The following is an 18,316-nucleotide window of genomic DNA, read 5'->3' on the forward strand; positions in this document are numbered from 1 at the left end:
ATAGCTTATAAGATTTTAAAAAGAGGTTTCTTTAAGCTTCCCTCCAACTCTTATTAAATTGGTTGAGAATATAATGAGACAAAAGGCAATAGGAATATTTGATTCAGGCGTGGGAGGCCTTACGGTCTTTAAAGAGATCAAAAGGCTGCTTCCGGAAGAAAATATTATTTACTTGGGAGATACCGCAAGGGTCCCATACGGCATAAGGTCAAAGGAGACAGTTACCAGATATTCTATTGAAAATACAGAATTTCTTCTATCAAAAGGAATAAAGCTGCTTGTAATAGCTTGCAATACTGCATCATCTCTTAGCCTTCAGGAAATTAAAAATATGACCGCTGTGCCGGTTGTGGGTGTCATAGAACCAGGTGCAAGGGCTGCTGTTAGTGTAACCAGAAACAAAAAGATTGGTATTATTGGTACAGAGGCAACAGTGAGGAGTATGGCCTATCCCGAAATAATTAAACATATAGATAGTACAGTTCAGGTCTTTTCAAAAGCCTGTCCGCTTTTTGTGCCTTTAGTAGAAGAGGGATGGTTTACGGGTGAGGTTACGAGGCTTGTGACAGAGACCTATCTTGGTGAATTGAAGGTTAAAGGGATTGATACCCTCATACTGGGTTGCACACATTATCCATTATTAAAGGATATAATATCAGAAGTTATGGGAAGTGAAATAACCCTTATTGATTCTGCTCAGGAAACAGCAAAGGTTGTAAAAAAGATTCTTGAAATGTACGACCTCCAGAATAACTCAGCACATGGCAATTATACTTTTTATGTAACAGATTCACCAGAAAGATTTGTTCATGTAGGAGAGAAATTTCTTGGCGAGAAGATTGAAAATATAGAGAAAATTGTCCTTAAGGAGGTACTCAGTTGAGACCTGATGGAAGAAAAAATGATGAACTGAGACCAGTGAAAATCACGAGGGGATTCATAAAAAATGCAGAAGGTTCTGTGTTAATAGAACTTGGAAATACAAAGGTTATATGCACAGCCTCTATTGAGGAGAAGGTGCCTCCTTTTTTAAAGGACCAGAAAAAGGGCTGGCTTACTGCAGAATACTCCATGCTTCCGCGCTCCACTCCTACTCGAACAATAAGGGAATCAACTCAGGGAAGGATTGGAGGAAGAACCCATGAGATCCAGAGGTTGATAGGAAGGGCACTCAGGGCTATACTTGACCTTGAAGCAATAGGTGAGAGAACTATATGGATTGATTGTGATGTGATTCAGGCTGATGGAGGTACCAGGACTGCCTCTATAACAGGTGCCTATATTGCTCTTGTTGATGGTGTAAGGCATCTTATAAAAAATGGCATCATTGATAAAAATCCTGTAAAAGATTACCTTGCAGCAGTTAGTGTGGGTATAGTGAACGGCTCTCCGGTCCTTGACCTCTGCTATGAAGAAGATTCTATTGCTGAGGTTGATATGAATGTGGTTATGACAGGAAGCGGAGAATATGTTGAGGTGCAGGGCACAGCAGAGGGAAAACCTTTTAAAAAGGAGGTTCTTGACAATCTTCTGAAACTTGCTCAGTCAGGCATTATAAAATTGATTAATCTGCAGAAAGAGCTCCTTGAAAAGGAGACCTATAGCTTTTAGAGTTTTTAAATGTTAAAATAAAAAAGAATATGATGAAAAGTTTAACAGTTTGGCTACTTATAATCCTTACGATGCTGCTTCTCTTTAACATCGTGAGCACACCTGAAAGGCTTGAGTCAGAAATATCCTTCTCAGATTTTCTGGCGAGGGTTCAGGAGTCTCAGGTGGAAGAAGTGGTTATAAAGGGTAATAATATTTCAGGAAAACTGAAGGATGGTTCAAAATTCAAAACCTACAGCCCTGATTATCCTGATCTTGTGAAGGAGCTCCAGGCTCGTTCTGTTAAGATAATTGCGAAGCCACCAGAGCAGACCCCTTGGTATGTAAATGCTTTTTATGCCTTTGGTCCGATACTCCTTTTAATAATGGTCTGGATATTCTTTATGAGACAGATGCAGGTCGGTGGTAACAGGGCTATGAGTTTTGGGAAGGCAAGGGTAAGGCTTATATCTGACAAATCAGTAAAGGTTACCTTTAATGATGTTGCGGGCATTGATGAGGCGAAGCATGAGGTACAGGAGATAATAGATTTTCTGAAGGATCCTCAAAAATTTTCCAAACTTGGTGGTAAGATTCCAAAGGGTGTTCTTCTTGTGGGACCGCCTGGAACAGGTAAGACCCTTCTTGCAAAAGCAATCGCGGGAGAGGCTGGCGTGCCTTTCTTTTCTATATCGGGATCTGATTTTGTAGAGATGTTTGTTGGAGTCGGAGCTTCTAGGGTAAGAGATCTTTTTGACCAGGCAAAAAAGAATGCACCTTGCCTGGTATTCATAGACGAGATAGATGCAGTTGGAAGACACAGAGGTGCTGGTCTTGGCGGAGGACATGATGAAAGGGAGCAGACACTGAATCAGCTACTTGTGGAAATGGATGGTTTTGAGCCAAATGAGGGTGTGATAATCATTGCAGCAACAAACAGGCCTGATGTCCTTGATCCTGCACTTTTAAGACCTGGGAGATTTGACCGCCAGATAGTTGTTCCGCAGCCTGATGTAAAAGGAAGACTGGAGATACTCAAGGTCCATACAAGAAATATACCGCTTGCTCCTGATGTAAATCTCGAGATTATCGCAAGGGGTACACCAGGATTCTCAGGTGCTGATCTCGCTAATCTGGTTAATGAAGCTGCTCTCCTTGCAGCAAGAAAGTCAAAGGCAGCAGTTGACATGGAAGACTTTGAAGCGGCTAAAGATAAGGTCCTGATGGGTGTTGAAAGAAGGAGCATGATTATAAGTGATGCTGAAAAAAGGAACACCGCCTATCATGAAGGAGGCCATGCCCTTGTGGCAAAGCTAACACCTGGCACAGACCCCATTCATAAGGTTAGCATAATTCCTCGTGGAAGGGCATTAGGTGTTACTCAGCAACTACCAATGGATGATAGATATACCTATTCAAAGGATTATCTCCTTAAGACCATAGCTGTACTTCTAGGTGGAAGGGCTGTTGAGGAGATTGCATTAGGTCACATGACCACAGGTGCCGGTAATGACCTTGAGCGTGCTACAGAGCTTGCAAGAAAGATGGTTACCCAGTGGGGTATGTCAGAAAGACTTGGACCCCTGACCTTTGGAAAGAGGGAGGAGCAGATATTTCTTGGTAAGGAGCTTGCAAAGCACAAGGACTATTCTGAAAAGACTGCTGAGGAGATAGATGAAGAGGTAAGGAGGATAGTTACGGAGCAGTACGAGTATGCAAAGGACCTTATAAGAAAGAATCGTGAATTGCTTGATGCCCTCGTGAATCTACTCCTTGAAAAAGAGACAGTTGATGGAGCAGAGATAGACAGACTTATAGAATCCCATCAGAAGGAACTCCAGCCTGCCTGATAGAGGTCAAAAGTTGAGGCTCAGATGGAGACACTTTGACCTTGACCTTTCCTCTAAGACTCATGTAATGGGAATCCTGAATGTAACACCTGATTCCTTTTCAGATGGTGGATTATTTTCTGATCCTGAAAGAGCAGTAGAGCATGCCCTCAGGATGGTCGAAGATGGAGCAGATATCATTGATATAGGTGGTGAATCAACAAGACCTGGTTCAGAGCCTGTTTCTGCTGCTGAGGAGATCAAACGGGTCGTGCCTGTGATCAAAAGACTTGTAGCTCAGGTAAAAGTTCCAGTTTCCATAGATACATATAAATCACTGGTTGCTCGTGCTGCCCTTGATGCAGGTGCTTCTATGGTAAATGATATAAGTGGATTGAGATTTGATCCTGAGATGAAAAATATTGTCGCAGAATACAGAGTTCCTGTTATCATAATGCATATTAAGGGAATACCAAAGACAATGCAGTTAAATCCAACCTATGATGCACTTATACCTGAAATAATGGATTATTTAAGAGAGGGTATCATTATTGCAAGGGAGGCAGGTATATCAGAGGAGTTGATAATTATAGACCCCGGCATAGGCTTTGGCAAAACCTTTGAGCATAATCTTGAGATTATAAACAGACTGAGAGAGTTTACCTATCTTGAAAAACCAATACTTATAGGCCCATCACGTAAGGCCTTTATAGGAAAGCTTCTTGGAGATGTGCCGCCACTAATGCGGCTTGAAGGCACACTTGGAGCTGTTGCTATAGCTGCTTATAATGGAGCAAACATAGTGCGTGTTCATGATGTAAAGGAGACAGTAAAATTGCTTAAAGTCGTGGATGGGATAAAAAAAGAAAATCTTCTTGTTTTTGGAAGGAATTGAATAAAAAGTAATCGCCTGTTCGAAATAAATTTCTTCAGAGATAAAGTATGAAGATAACCTTAATTTTCGTCACCCTTTTACTTATTCTGAGTAAATTTCTGGATTGTCATTCCACCTATAAGATGTGCCGCTTTCCAGAACATGAGACAAATCCTTTAGGAAAGATGCTTTTTAAAAAATTTGGTATTAAAAAAGGTATTGTAATAATATTTCTGGTAACCCTCTGCATCGTTCTATCAAGCCTATTATTTGTGTGGCATGAGGAAAAGGCTTTTTATAATTTAATGTTCGTTATAATGGGTTTGATCATATCTTCAATTCAGTTTGCTGTAGCAAGTAAAAATTATAGTGGAAGGGATAATGTTATTACCAGGCTTGTATATATACTTCACCAAAAAATTTCAGGAATTAAGGTGTTCAGATAACTGCTCGAAAGTCTCAATTCGCTAGGGTTTAATTTATATTATCCTTTCGGCTATTTTGTAAAATCACTATGTCATCACAATATTTATAAAAAAGATAACAGGGAACCGCATATATGGTTACCATTATCCATAAAACTGATGAAAGAGCAGATATACCTAATCTTGCTAAAGTAATCCTGTCTTTTTCTTTATATTCAGCTAAAAGTGATTCGGCAAACTTATACACAGCTACAATGATATAAAGGAGGATTGTCCAGACAGGAATATGCAGTGTAATATAATTATCCATCATTCTAGCGGAATAGGTCTTCTGTTCAGGATTTCCCATCTCAGGTTTCTTGCTTTATTGAGTAGTTCACCATCTCGGACAGAAAGGATGTCAAAGAAGAGGTCAAAGAGATGAAAATCTGCCCAGTTTGGATGTTCTTTTAATCTCTGCTCCATCTTTTTATAGATAGCTTCCTTTTCTTCCTTGCTAAGTCTGTTTTTATCACTGAAGTAATGTTCTATCTCTTCGACAACCTCCGCAGGAAGAATATTTTTAATTAATTCTATCTCATGCTCTGCCCTTGCCCTCTGTTCATCATTCAGGTTCTGAAAGTTATAAAGGGCAAGAAGTTCCTTTAACCTTTTCTCCAGCTTCTTTCCTTCAAGATATGTCATATGCATCACCTCCAGTTTAATTATAAAATATAAAAGCGTCAGAAATGGTCGTTTGTGTCTAAATCAGGAAACTACCTGATTATTCTTCTATTGATATTCCTCCTTCAAGAGCCTTTATCTCAGGTATTGATGAGCCGGCAATGCCTTTGATGGAGCCATAAAAGGCTATCATGCCTGAAATTACCTTCTCAATCTGCTTCTGCCTTTCTGCCCAGATTTTTTCCATCCTCCGTTTTTCTTCTTGGTAACCATTCTGGAGAGCGATGAATCCATCTATTATTGCCTCAAACTGTCCTCTGAATTCATTACTCGTTAGATAATTATAGAGCATCTCCATCTTTATGTCTTTGCCCTGCTGCGAAACCTTTACAGCATAAATCTCCTGAAGGCTCTTTCTCAATACAAAGGATAGGCCCTCTACCTCTGAAAGGGAGCATATCCATACTCCGTCCTTGTATAAAAATCTATCCCTCCCGTCGGGAAGGGTCTCTGAAACAATGACAAGGAAATCTGCCTTTACTGTTAGATTATCTTCCTTTAGTTTCTCAATCCAGTTATAGTCAAAGTTTTTTGCCCGCTTGCTTTCATAGTATATCTTTCCACATTCAGTTCCTTTAGATGTCTTTACTATCTGGAGGATATCAGCTCCCCGCTGCCCTTTCCTGATTTCCAGAATCTCATCAGTTGGATATGCTGATTTTAAGAGCTTTTCCAGCTCAAGCTCCTGTGCTTCTCCTTTAAGCTGGATTGAGCCCTGTTCTGCCTTCCTCCTTGCTTCATCAAGCTGGGATTTTAGCTGCTCAATGAGTATGTCTTTTTCTTTTATTTGCAGGTTTAATGACTCCTCTACCTGCCTCTTAAGTTTTTCCCGTTCTTCTTTTAATTTTTCGGTAAGTTCCTTTTCTTTTTCAAGGGTGATCTGTTCTCTCATTAGTTCCTTTTCCCTTTTAAGTTTCTCTATTTCTATTAGGGCAGAGTGGAGTTCTTTTACCTTCTCTGTCTTTTCCTGAAGCTCTTTCTGGAGAAGATTTATCTTTATTGAATGTTCTTCTTCAATTCTTCTCCTCAGTTCTTCTTCAATTCTGGTCCTGCTCGCTTTGAGCCTTTCTTCAAACTCTTTCTCTATGCTCTCTTTAAGTCTTTCTTGCTGCTCCAGGAGTTCTTCTTCCTTTGCCTGGTAGACCTTTTTAATCTTTTCCTCTAACTGGCTGTAGAGAACCTCACTTACATTTATCTCCCTTCCACACTGCGGACATCTTATGGTACTTTTATTTTCCATAATCTTACTTTATCATTCAGTGGCGTCAGATCATGTCGTTTTTATAGCCTCCCAGTGTTTTTTCTATTTCTGACCTGATGAGGTCTCTGAGCCTGTCTGGTTTAAGAACCTTTATTCTGCTACCATGGCTCAGGATCCATTTTATCAATTCTTCATTAATTGCAACATTCATTTTAAGAATGACAGAGCCATCTTCCTTTTCTTCTATCTTCTGTGATGTGTGCCAGAGTCTTTGTTTTATGTAATCTGCAATCTCCTTTTGGAACTGTAAATGTATCTCTTCTTTTCTGCCAGGTATGATTCCGAAGGCTGACTCGAGGTATTTTTCTATAGAAAAATCCTCTGGAATTGAATAGGTTTTTTTAAGAATTTTTATCTCCTCTATTTCATGAAGAGAGAGGATAACTATTTCATTTTCTCTTTTTATCTGACCGCAAATATAGAACTCATCAACGTAATGGATTATCTTGAAGAGCCTGAAATTTAACCTTCTGCCATCCCTCGTTTTAAGGCTCAGGATATTTTTATTTCTATAGGCCTCAAAGAGAAGCAGAAGTGTATCAAGTCTTAATGGATTTAAATGGGGTGCTTCATCATGATAATAAAAGAGCTCCTCAGTAAATTTCAGAGGAAAGGCACTCCTGAGGGCTGAAGAGAATCTCTCCTTAAGGTCACCTTCTGCAGCGGAGCTGAAATGGCAGAGAGAAAGACTGAGAAGGAGTATTAAAATCTCCTGATTGTTTTTTATAAAATTCCTCTGATGCCTGTATTCATCAGGAAGACAGTAATACCATTTTCCATCATGGGGATCTCGCTTCCCACTTATTGAGAGACCCGGTATACTGCACAAAAAGGCTATGTCTCTTTCAGCCGTTCTTGAGGAGATATTAAAATAACTGCAGAGTTTGTCTTTTGAGATCCTACCATTTTCAAGAAGCATATTATAAATCTCAAAGAGTCTCTTACACCTTAGCTGTTCAGTCAATGCTAATCTCCTTAGTGTAGAAAATATATTTTCTATGCCCTGGGCTTTGCTAGGATCTCGAGGACCTTAAGGTCAAGGAATCTTTTTGAGGCAGCAGATTTTATAAGCATAACTGTATCTGCTCCATAGGCTGTCCCTGCAATGGCAAGGACCTCTTCTCCTTCTGGAATGAGACCTGCATCAACTGCCATCATTACACACTCTATGCATACCTTCGGTCCCTCTCCAAACCTCCTTAATGTCTGGGCAACTATATGGGTAGGATAGAGTCCCTGAAATTTCTGGCTGAAGGCAGTCTCAATACTGTGAGTTATCATTGTACCTGTTAAGACCTTTGCTCCATTCTGTATGATCCTTTCTCTCACATCTGAATGCATTTCCTGGGTGTTTGGAGCCTTGAATCCTGTAGAATGGGTTACTATGACAAGATTTATATTCAATCCCTTCAGTGCCTCCACAATCTTCAGACCTGTTTCTCCTGTTGTTGAGGCCACTACAAGGTGTTTATATCCGGACTCTTTGATTGCCTGAATCGCAATCTTCAGACATTCCTCTGTGTTTTCTCTTCCGGGTTTTTCAAAATATGTAACGAGTCTCTGCATATTTAACCTCCTCTTTCCAAAGATGGCAAGACAGGAATTTTTGTATTATATTTACCAATCTTTCAGAAATCTTTCAAGCCACTGCTGGAATGTCCTCCATAAAGTACAGTGATATATACATTTTTTATTTTTCAGACTTCTGCTTGAGCCTTCTCAGTATCTTCAGTGCTTCTTCTGGTTTCAGATTGCTCATGTCAAGTTGCCGTAGCTCTGATATTACAGGGTGGAAGGCTCCGCCAAAGAGGTCAAGCTGTCGCATTCCGTCCGTTGGTGTGCCAGCAAAGCGTGGAAGACCTGACTCATCAAGTTCTGTTTTTTCAAGATTGGAGAGTATCTCCTTAGCCCTGTCAAGTACCACGGATGGAAGCCCAGCAAGCCTGGCTACCTGAATACCATAGCTTTTGTCAGCAGGACCTTCATCTATTTTTCTTAAAAAGATAATCTCATCCCCCCATTCCTTTACAGAAATATTATAGTTCTTAACACCATCCACTGTGAGGGCTAGTTCTGTCAGCTCGTGATAATGTGTAGCGAAGAGTGTCCTCGCCCTTATATTTTTTGCAAGATATTCAGCAACTGCCCAGGCTATGCTTATTCCATCAAAGGTTGAAGTTCCGCGACCTATCTCATCAAGAATAATGAGGCTTCTAAATGTGGCATTGTTAAGTATGTTGGCTGTCTCAAGCATCTCCACCATGAATGTTGACTGTCCCTTTGAAAGGATATCGGATGCACCTATCCTTGTGAAAATCCTGTCCACGAGCCCTATTCTGGCCTGAGCTGCAGGCACGAAGCAACCGATCTGCGCCATTATAACTATGAGGGCATTCTGCCGCATGTATGTTGACTTTCCTGCCATGTTGGGACCTGTTATTATCAGAAGTCTATCCGTATCTGTATTTATGAAAAGATTGTTTGGAACAAATCTTTCCCTGTTCTGAAGTCTCTCTATTACAGGATGTCTTCCATCAGTAATCTCTATTAATGTGCTTTCATCTATTACAGGTTTTGTGTAGTTATATCTTCTTGATACAGTTGCAAAAGCTGAAAGCATATCAAGATAGGCAACTGTTTCTGAGAGTGCCTTTATGGACTCTGTATGTGGCTTTAACCCTTCCAGAATATCTCTGAACCTTTCCTCTTCAAGCCTTTTGAGTTCTTCATCTGCACCTAGAATCCGTGCCTCGTATTCTTTGAGTTTTGGCGTTATGAATCGCTCTGCATTAACAAGTGTCTGTTTTCTTTCATAATCTGAAGGTATCTGCCTCAGGTTTGCCTTTGTCACCTCTATATAGTAGCCGAAGACCCTGTTATAGCCAATCTTTAATGACTGGATACCTGTCCTCGCCTTCTCCTCTGCTTCCATTCTGGTGATTATCTCCCTGCTGTTTTGCTGTAGTTCCCTTAGTCTATCAATCTCTGGATCAAAGCCATTCTTTATGAATCCACCCTCTTTTATTGACTGGGGAGGATCATCAATGATAGTCCTTTCTATTAGGTTGACCACCTCCTCAGGAACAGAGATATTATTTGTGAGTTTTTTTATCTCTGGTTCATCAAATCCGGAGAGTATTTTCCTTAGCTGTGGTACTGTTTTTAACGAATTTTTAAGAGCAATGAGGTCTCTTGGATTCGCAGTTCCTGTGACTATCTTCCCGGAGAGCCTCTCTATGTCCTGGACCTTTCTCAGATAACTTCTCAGGAGCTCCAGGATCTCGCCTGAATTTACAAGGGATTCTACTATTGATAATCTTGTATTTATCTCAGCAAGATCAAGGAGAGGTCTTGTTATCGATCTTCTCAGCAGCCTGCCTCCCATTGGTGTCAAGGTTTCATCAAGAGCCCAGAGTAAAGAGCCAGATGTCTCTTCTCTCATAGACCTTAAGAGCTCAAGATTCTTTATGGTTGAGGCATCCATATAGAGAAATTCTCTTTTGTGGATAGGTGTGAGCTTTTTAAAATTCAGGACACCCTTCTGGGTTGTCTCAAGGTAGTTCATCAATGCACCGGCAGCTGCTATCGCAGCTTCCATACCAATGATCCCGAATCCCTCAAGGGACGATACCTTAAAAAATCTTAGCAATAATGCCTCTCCTTCCCGAGGGTCAAAATACCAGTCCTCGCAGGGTGTGGAGTAGAAATCTCTCAGAAGGTCTTTGAACCTGAGGTCTTCTTTCAGGGATGCTGGATAGAGTATTTCCTTTGGCTGGAATCTTTCTATCTCATCTTCTATTTCACCATCTGTTTCATAAAGGGTAAATTCTCCTACATGAATATCTGCAAGTGCGACACCTGTAATATTTTTCATAGGGAAAAAGGCGAGGATATAGGAATTCTCCTTGGGTTCCTCAGGAATGTGTGTACCTGCTGTTATAACACGCACAACATCCCTTTCAACAAGTCCCTTTGCCTGAGAAGGTTCTTCAAGCTGTTCACAGAGGGCTACCTTGTATCCTGCCTTTATGAGCTTTGAGATATAGGTGTCTGCTGTGAAATAGGGAACACCACACATAGGGATCGGTTCTTCTTTATCCCTGTCTCTTGTTGTAAGTGTTATCTGGAGTACCTTTGAGGCGATAAGGGCATCTTCACCGAACATTTCATAAAAATCACCAAGCCTGAAGAATACTATAGCATCTTTGTATCTTTCTTTTATATTAAAATACTGTTTCATCAACGGTGTAAGCTCAGACACAGAGACCTCCCTTAAAATTCATCTCTTTTAACCCATTCTGTACCGCATAGCGGTTTATAATCACAGTAAGGACATTCATCTTTAAGTTTCATTGGTGGCATAAAAGGTGTATTTGGATCTTTGATCTCATCAATAAGGGACCTTATAATATTTGACATTATCTCATATTCTTTTATCTTATCTGAGCTGAAGGGACCATACTTCGAATCTCCGTCAAGGGAGCTCTTCCCAAGTAGAAGGTAGTAGCCGTTTATATCATTAACAGAGATTCTGTATTTAGTGGAATAAAGAATCATATAAAAAGGTATTTGTAAGCTTTTGATTGCTTTATACCATGTTGACCTGTCTTCTGGGTTCAGTTTATCAAAAATGATTTTTAAATTATCATTTTTTGAAGATATCTTGTAGTCAATTATAGTGAACTCACTATCTTCTTTTAAGACAAGGTCGATACGGCCATTTAAAGGAGCATTAAAAAGCCATTCTTCAATTTTATCCTCAACAGCTACAATTTCTTTTCCATTAAATAGACTGAAGGTAAAGGGTATAAATTCTCTAAGTCTCCTAATAATCTGCTTCATCATCAAGTATATTCTTCCAGAGATATATCCATAACGCTGAGTAAATATGTCTATTACGATATCTTCTATCTCCTTAAGTTCTTGTAAATCCGCTGAAAGAGGAGAGCATATTGTTTCACCCAATCTTTTTTCAAAAAACTTGTGAAGGGCATCATGAACTAAGAACCCTGTATCCTTTCTTTCAGGATCTTCTGCAATATTTTTCCTGTTTGATAATTGAAGGATATCACTGTAGTAAAATCTCAATCCACAGCTAAGATAATTTTCTAATGATGAAGCATTAAAAGAAAGTGTTTCTATTATAGACAAAATCTCCTCGGTCTTTTCTATCTCATGAGGTATGGGCGTACGGAGATCTATTTTATAATTTATAGTCTTTTCATCCTCCCAGTTTTTTATGTTTACCTTTTCGCCCTCCCATATAATTTTTTCAATAAATCTTGACCTTTCAAGATCCTTATTCTTAAGATAAAAAAGCGACACTTCCTCAGCACCAGAAAGGAGATTCTTGAAATAGTAATATAGCAGCCTTTCCCTCTCCTGATAGGTTGGCAGATTGAGTGCCTTTCTTACAGGATAGGGCAGGATAGTATCATCGGTTAAATCAGGAAAGACACCTTCATTAAGGTCAAGAAAGAATATCCTTTTAAATTTAATATTTCTTGTTTCTAGAAAGCCCAGTATCTGTAAACCCCTGAGAGGTGTTCCTTCAAAGGGAATATGGATGGATGACATTATTTTTTTAAAAAAATTAAAATAGGATTCCCTATTTTTAAAGGAAAAGTTCCTCATCTCAGAGAGAGATACCTTTTTAAATTCTTTTACAAAGGCCTCTGTGTAGGGATAAAAAAGAGGATGGAGTTTTGCTGTACTTTCTTTATAAACAGTATCTATGACATCAATACACTTCTTTGCAAAATCTCCGATGTTTTCTATCATGAGAAATTTTCTTATAGTTTTATCGTGAATGTTTCTAAGTTGATTTTTTATATCCTCTGGTCCAAAATCTACCAAAGGTGTCTGTGAAATTATTTCCTCATATACCATTTTGGATATTTTTTCTTCAAGCTCATCGAGATCAGTAAAAGGTGTAAATGCTCCTTTATGAAAGAGGTCTTCTATGTAGTGGATTGTTATCCTATTTAATTCAGCGCTTCCTTTAAATTGGATATTCTTTGTATAAGGATGGAGCATAAATTTCAAATAGTCAGGAACATAAAGTAGATTTTTATCCATGGAAGTTACCAGTTCAAAAAGGTTTAGGAAGAATCCGTAGAGCGGGGTTCTCGTGACAGGATAACCCATTGATATGTTATATTCTTCTTCTTTCAGAAAGGGTATTCCGTGTCTTAAAAGTGGGAAGAGAGTTTCGGGTTCCGGAAGTACTATAACAGTCTTTTCGTCTATTTTTTTATCCTTTAAGAGAGTTCCAGCAAGTTTTACCTCACCATGAAGGTCTGGAATAGAATAAAGATTGATTGAGGTTTTAATATTTAAAGGTCCAGTTCTTAAATATCCTCTGAGTTCAGGTTTTAAACCTATGGATTCAATACTTCTCTCAAGGTCCTCTCCGTCATGGAATATAAGGGTAATTCTGCCAGAGGCCTGCCTTAAAAGTTTCTTGATTATCTCTTTTTCAGACCATGTAAAGGCAAAGAATCCAGCAAGGATTATTGATTTAAAATGCTCAATTCCAATGAGGACATCTGTTTCTGCAAGAGTTCTGTATCTAAGAGACCTGGTAGATAGTTTCTGTTTAACCAGTTCCTTATAAAATTCCGAATAGACCTCTGAGAGAAATCTTAGATGATCAGCTGATTTCTGCGGAATTTCTATCAGTGTTTCCAGACTCCTTATCCTTTCAACCGAAATATTTTCAATATACAATTCCTCAAGTGCCCTGAAAACCCTTTCGCCAAAGTTATAAAAGGTGTCAAGCTCTCTGAACTGAGGCTGAAGGAAATCTTTCTTTAAACAGATTCCATAAAGGATGCCAAGAGCGTCGATTTTATGAATCTCCCTTGAATCAGATGTTTTATTGAAAATAAAATTTACAAACTCATCTATGGAAAATATGGACGGAGGTATAAAAGCCTTTCCTTCTTTTTCTGCGATTAGTTTTCTTAAATAATGAGCTGGTCTTTTACCCGGGAAGACTATGAGATTTTTTGAATAATCATTACCTTCTTCTTTGATTAATAAAGAAAAAACCTTTTCTATTATGTCTTCCTCAGGATTGAGGATTAGAAGTGAGTTCATATCTCTCTTGCTTCTCCTTTATCAACATAGAATAAAATACCTTTTACGTTGATGGAAGGATATAATTCTTTCAAGATTCTCTTATAATCCTTTACCTGTATAATATGTTCTTCCATTTCTTTTTGAGATGGATGGCCTGTTTTGTAATCAATTACAGTTATTAGGCCTTGGTCAATCACCACTCTGTCCATCCTGTGAAGGGATCCTGAACCATCAGCGAATTCCTTCTCATTCTTTACCACCCTTGCAGGAATCTTCCTGAAATAGGGCTCAAGGGTCTTAATGGTATTGAGAACAGCATTGTATATTTTTTTAAGCTCCTCAGGGCTCAGACCTGAAGCATATAATTCATTATGTTTTTCTATTGTATTCATTATCTCCCCTTCTATTCCCTCATAATAGTACTCTATTGACGAAAGTATCCTGTGTATGAACTCTCCTCTTTCTTTTTCCTGAAGATGAATCTCCCTTTCAAGTACAGGGAATTCTCCTGTGAATAGATAGTGTCCGAAGGGGACGACCTCTTCTTTTTTTCTTCTATCTCTTTCTTTCTTAATTCCTATTTCCTCAGGAGTCAATTTGCTGCCGTAGATTTTACCGATTTCATTTTTTATTATCTCGGGAATTTCATTTTTATCTATAATTACATAGAGCTCATCTTCAGCCCTTGTTAGAGCCACATAAAGGGTGTTAACCTTTGAGGCAAGCTCGTCTGCTCTTCTTTCTTCATAGGCTCTATGGAGTTTTTCATGTCTTGCAAAATCCTTTTTGAGTTTTATTAAGTGCAGACCTTCTTCATCCTCAAGGATTCGCATGGTCTTTCTTCTTCCTTCGCTGTTTTTCCAGCTCAGATATAAAATACATACCGGAAACTCAAGTCCCTTTGATTGATGAACGGTCATTACATTCACCGCATTCTTTCCAGAAGGAAGGACCATATTCCAGAATTCGCTATCCTGAAAAGATTGGGTGAAGAATTCTACAAAATCCCTTATATTTCCAAAACCCCTGTTCTCAAATATCCTTGCCACCTCAAGTATCTTTATGAAGGCAGCCTCTCCATCAGGATATACATCAAAGAGTCTGAACTTACTCATGCACATGCTAAGAAGGTCATAAAGGGGAAGATAACCAGCAAGTCTGAATAGCTCTTCAAAGTTTTCTTTCCATAATATAGGAAATTCCTTTTCAAAGGATTTATATAAGATTCTGGAATTCCTGTGTTTTAGAAGAAAGGAGGTTATTGTTTTTTTAAAAATTTCTTCAGGAATTGATTTAAAAGAAGAGATAAATCTTTTGTATAAATCTCCCTGTATGAATACAGAAAAGGCAAAGTCATCGACAGGTGAATCAAGAAACTTCAGCAGATTGAGAACCTCTGCGGTGACCTTTCTCTGTCTGACATCAAGGCTGCTGTGAGAAATGAAATCGATCTGTCCTTCGTTCAACCATCCGCTGATTTCGACCACATGCTCATTCTTTAAAGCAAGAATCACGATATCGCTGTAACTGTAGCCTCTTTCTTTCAGGTCCATTATTAAGGAACATATATAGCTACCTGCCCTTTCCCTTTCAATCTCAGTTACCTCCACATATCCTTTATCTTTTTTATCTTCAACAGGTTTTTGAGTATAGGTTTTAAAATCAGAAAGAGTGGCTGCCATGCATAAGGTTTTTGACTCTGGAAGTATTTCCTTAAATACCTTTTCATTAAATCTAAGAATCACGCCGCCGCTTCTGTAATTTCTGTCAAGCTCGCTGACTATCTTTTGTGCTGACGGGAAGACCTGCCCTGTTTCTAAATGCTTCATAATTCTATAATCTGCCCTTCTGAAGCCGTATATAGCCTGTTTTGTATCTCCAACTACAAAGAGACTTCCATCCATCGAGAGAGCATTTTCTATAAGAGGATAAAGGTTACACCACTGAATATAGGAGGTATCCTGGAATTCATCTATGAGATAGTGAGAGATCCTTTCACCGAGCCTGAAGTATATATCAGGTATTTTGGATGAGCTCAGATAAGAGGCAAGATATCTGCCTATATCTTCTATAAATAATTTTCCCTCCTTTGATTTAACATCCTCGAGCTCTCTGGAAAAGTTTTCGAATTCCATAATATAGGGTAGAAAATAGGCCATTGCATAATAAAGACTGTATTCCTTAAGGAGATCCTGAAATCTATTCCATAGTATTTTTATCCTTTCTGAATCTTCAGGAGGAGTTTTTTTTGTAGTAGGCGGTTTTCCCTTCCATTTAATAGAAAGAAAAGATCTTTCTCGGGTATGCTTGATAAAATTATCAAGATTAAATTTATCATGCAGATTATCAGTGTTTTTATTAAAGAGCTCTATCAGGCTAGCTGAAACCTTTTGAAGTTCAGACTCGATCTTTTTTAGTTCTTCCACGATTTTTTCATTAACTTTTAGCTCTCTGTTGCTTGCCGATAGTTCTTCATGTAAGATTATCCAGTTTTTCAAGATTTCTTTAGCCGGATCCCAGCAGTATGAATTTTCTGACAGTTCCTCTAGCAGGTTGATAATTTCTCTAAAACGTTCTGCCTTTTCACTTCCCTCTCTTATATCTTTTATGAACAATTCGAAGGCATAGGTCATAAGCTCTTTATTGTTCATCAGTATCTCAAAATCTGGATTTAGACCGAAGTCCGTTGCCGACGCCCTGAATAGGGAGCTCATGAAACTATCTATTGTCTTGACCTGAAAGTCTGAATAATTATCGAGTATCTCCTCAATTATCAGCAATGCTCTTGTGGAAAGAGCTTCCGGATTCTGATCCTCTTTTTTAACTAAGAGTAATTCTGAAAATTCACTTACAGTCCTTTCATCTTTAAAGTAAAGTTTTTTCAGCCACTCAAGGATCCTTGCCTTCATGTGCTTTGCTGCATTCCGTGAGTAGGTTATGGCAAGGATATTTTTAAGCTTATTATCTGGTATCCTTTCGGAAAGAAGAAACTGCACATACCTCTTTGTGAGTGCACTTGTCTTGCCTGCACCTGCAGAGGCTTTAAGGATCATGTAATGGGGAAAAGTAAGTTCGCTGTCTCTTAAAAGTTCATTCATATAATTTCCTGTAAACCAGTACCTTTCCTTGAGTGGTCTGCTCACCTGTTCTTTTAATGAGTTTTTTCTTGTAAAGATTAAGCAGTCTTGTTGCTGCTGTATTAAGCTCCAGTCTCAGTTTTTTTGACAGCTCCTTTGCTGTGCACTTGCCTCTCTCGTTTATGATATGGAGGGTCTCTTTGAGATAATTATTCAGGTTACCTATTAGCACTTCTTTGCCGTTTCTCATGATTGCTATGGAAGAGAGTTCCTTTCTTTCAAGAGCGACCTCTATATTTTCTTTCTGGGTATCATCAAGGCCTTTAAGTATAATGAATCGCTCGCCGTACTCATTATTCAGGAGCCTGGAGATCAGTTTTGCCACAATCTCATCAGCGCAGGAGTAATCAATTATTCCTATGCGTGAAAAGTCAAGTGCTATGACCTCGCCATCCTTTTCTTTAACAATATCTCTTTCAATACGCTCTCTTATGGTCTGGCCTGAATTTCTCGTTACAAGGTCTGATGAGCCGTTTTTGAGCTCTTCTTTCAGAATCCTGTAAAGATCGTATATAACCATTTCACTCCTCACCCAGACTCAGGATCTCAGCAGCCCTTTCATGGGGTATCTGCTGGACTGACCTCAGTCTCCTTTCAATCGATCTCGATCTCCTTGCTGCATCCTCAATGGTGTTGCTAGCCTCGAGGAGTTTTTTGTGTGTTTTTTCAAGAAGTTCACCGAATTTTCCGAATTCTGTCTTTACTGCACCGAGGAGTTCCCATATCTCGCTTGAACGCTTTTCTATTGCAAGGGTCCTGAATCCCATCTGGAGGCTGTTTAGGAAGGCAGCAAGGGTCGTGGGTCCTGTAACTGTAACCCTGTATTCATTCTGGAGTGTTTCGAAAAGTTTCGGCCTTCTTAATACCTCTGCGTAAAGGCCTTCTACAGGAAGAAACATTATAGCAAAATCAGTTGTCAAGGGTGGATTGAGATATTTTTCCTTTATATCCTTTGCACTGTTTTTAATTTTCATTTCAAGCTGCTTTGCCGCTTCTTCTATAATGCCGTGGTCACCTGTTTCATAGGCATCAATCAGCCTCTGGTAATCTGCCTCATGAAATTTTGCATCTATGGGAAGATAAACAAAGCCACCCTTATCATCCTTAGCTGGAAGCTTTATTGCAAACTCAACCCTGTCACTGTTTTTCTTTGGAGAGAAATTTTTCACATACTGTTCTGGAGTGAGGATCTGTTCAAGTATGGCACCGAGCTGTATCTCACCAAGTATCCACATTGTCTTTCAATTTGAAAGCACCTTCTTAAGATCTCCAACACTTGAGGCGAGTGCCTGCATCTCACCCAGTCCTTTATGCACCTGCTCAAGTCCATCACTTACGAGTTTAAGGTATTCACCGAGCCTTTTCTCAAGGGTTGCATGGAGCTCTTTATCCAC

The 18,316-nt window shown here is 39.1% G+C and carries 13 protein-coding genes; 4 read left to right on the forward strand and 9 right to left on the reverse strand.

Translation table 11 applies throughout. From position 1 onward, the window contains the following. Positions 1 to 73: 73 nt before the first annotated feature. Genes murI through folP form a run of 4 tightly spaced genes read left to right on the forward strand, consistent with a single transcriptional unit; the run spans position 74 to position 4,314 of the window. Positions 74 to 883 (forward strand): glutamate racemase, encoded by an 810-nt coding sequence (gene murI / locus N2257_02655; GenBank protein ID MCX7793296.1) that lies wholly within the window; start codon positions 74 to 76, stop codon positions 881 to 883. After that, positions 880 to 1,611: a ribonuclease PH gene (gene rph / locus N2257_02660; GenBank protein ID MCX7793297.1), complete on the forward strand. Its 732-nt coding sequence runs from the start codon at positions 880 to 882 to the stop codon at positions 1,609 to 1,611. The genes murI and rph overlap by 4 nt, the downstream gene beginning before the upstream one ends. 32 nt (positions 1,612 to 1,643) lie before the next feature. After that, positions 1,644 to 3,440 carry an ATP-dependent zinc metalloprotease FtsH gene (gene ftsH, locus N2257_02665; GenBank protein MCX7793298.1) on the forward strand — a complete coding sequence of 599 codons (1,797 nt, stop codon included), beginning with the start codon at positions 1,644 to 1,646 and terminating at the stop codon, positions 3,438 to 3,440. A 13-nt stretch (positions 3,441 to 3,453) separates the two neighbouring features. Further along, positions 3,454 to 4,314, forward strand: a complete 861-nt coding sequence (gene folP, locus N2257_02670) for a dihydropteroate synthase (protein MCX7793299.1) — start codon at positions 3,454 to 3,456, stop codon at positions 4,312 to 4,314. Between the two features lie 713 nt (positions 4,315 to 5,027). Here folP and N2257_02675 read toward each other — a convergent pair. From N2257_02675 to N2257_02715, 9 genes are all read right to left on the reverse strand, one after another. Next, positions 5,028 to 5,402, reverse strand: a complete 375-nt coding sequence (locus tag N2257_02675; protein MCX7793300.1) for a hypothetical protein — start codon at positions 5,400 to 5,402, stop codon at positions 5,028 to 5,030. Between the two features lie 79 nt (positions 5,403 to 5,481). After that, a complete protein-coding gene (locus N2257_02680) occupies positions 5,482 to 6,681 on the reverse strand; it encodes a DUF2130 domain-containing protein (GenBank protein ID MCX7793301.1) in 1,200 nt (399 codons plus the stop codon). A 25-nt stretch (positions 6,682 to 6,706) separates the two neighbouring features. Next, positions 6,707 to 7,666 (reverse strand): WYL domain-containing protein, encoded by a 960-nt coding sequence (locus tag N2257_02685; protein MCX7793302.1) that lies wholly within the window; start codon positions 7,664 to 7,666, stop codon positions 6,707 to 6,709. Between the two features lie 32 nt (positions 7,667 to 7,698). Next, the gene (locus N2257_02690) at positions 7,699 to 8,268 is read right to left on the reverse strand and encodes a hypothetical protein (GenBank protein MCX7793303.1); all 570 of its coding nucleotides are present in this window, start codon (positions 8,266 to 8,268) and stop codon (positions 7,699 to 7,701) included. Positions 8,269 to 8,392: 124 nt separating this feature from the next. Continuing rightward, positions 8,393 to 10,963: a DNA mismatch repair protein MutS gene (gene mutS / locus N2257_02695; protein MCX7793304.1), complete on the reverse strand. Its 2,571-nt coding sequence runs from the start codon at positions 10,961 to 10,963 to the stop codon at positions 8,393 to 8,395. Between the two features lie 11 nt (positions 10,964 to 10,974). Then, the gene (locus N2257_02700; GenBank protein MCX7793305.1) at positions 10,975 to 13,803 is read right to left on the reverse strand and encodes a PD-(D/E)XK nuclease family protein; all 2,829 of its coding nucleotides are present in this window, start codon (positions 13,801 to 13,803) and stop codon (positions 10,975 to 10,977) included. After that, on the reverse strand, positions 13,800 to 16,928 hold the full coding sequence (locus tag N2257_02705; protein ID MCX7793306.1) for a UvrD-helicase domain-containing protein: 3,129 nt from the start codon (positions 16,926 to 16,928) through the stop codon (positions 13,800 to 13,802). Before N2257_02705 ends, N2257_02700 begins: the two co-directional genes overlap by 4 nt. Beyond that, positions 16,876 to 17,442 carry an STAS-like domain-containing protein gene (locus N2257_02710; protein ID MCX7793307.1) on the reverse strand — a complete coding sequence of 189 codons (567 nt, stop codon included), beginning with the start codon at positions 17,440 to 17,442 and terminating at the stop codon, positions 16,876 to 16,878. The genes N2257_02705 and N2257_02710 overlap by 53 nt, the downstream gene beginning before the upstream one ends. A gap of 1 nt (position 17,443) precedes the next feature. After that, a complete protein-coding gene (locus tag N2257_02715; protein MCX7793308.1) occupies positions 17,444 to 18,157 on the reverse strand; it encodes a DNA recombination protein RmuC in 714 nt (237 codons plus the stop codon). Positions 18,158 to 18,316: the final 159 nt, after the last annotated feature.

Source organism: Thermodesulfovibrionales bacterium (genome assembly GCA_026417875.1).
Classification (GTDB): domain Bacteria; phylum Nitrospirota; class Thermodesulfovibrionia; order Thermodesulfovibrionales; family CALJEL01; genus CALJEL01.

Bases quoted from the DNA above. Each gene is read 5' to 3' on its own strand.
- murI (MCX7793296.1), top strand. From the start codon at position 74: ATGAGACAAAAGGCAATAGGAATATTTGATTCAGGCGTGGGAGGCCTT.
- ftsH (MCX7793298.1), top strand. From the start codon at position 1,644: ATGAAAAGTTTAACAGTTTGGCTACTTATAATCCTTACGATGCTGCTT.
- N2257_02675 (MCX7793300.1), bottom strand. From the start codon at position 5,402: ATGACATATCTTGAAGGAAAGAAGCTGGAGAAAAGGTTAAAGGAACTT.
- N2257_02680 (MCX7793301.1), bottom strand. From the start codon at position 6,681: ATGGAAAATAAAAGTACCATAAGATGTCCGCAGTGTGGAAGGGAGATA.
- N2257_02690 (MCX7793303.1), bottom strand. From the start codon at position 8,268: ATGCAGAGACTCGTTACATATTTTGAAAAACCCGGAAGAGAAAACACA.
- N2257_02700 (MCX7793305.1), bottom strand. From the start codon at position 13,803: ATGAACTCACTTCTAATCCTCAATCCTGAGGAAGACATAATAGAAAAG.
- N2257_02710 (MCX7793307.1), bottom strand. From the start codon at position 17,442: ATGGTTATATACGATCTTTACAGGATTCTGAAAGAAGAGCTCAAAAAC.
- N2257_02715 (MCX7793308.1), bottom strand. From the start codon at position 18,157: ATGTGGATACTTGGTGAGATACAGCTCGGTGCCATACTTGAACAGATC.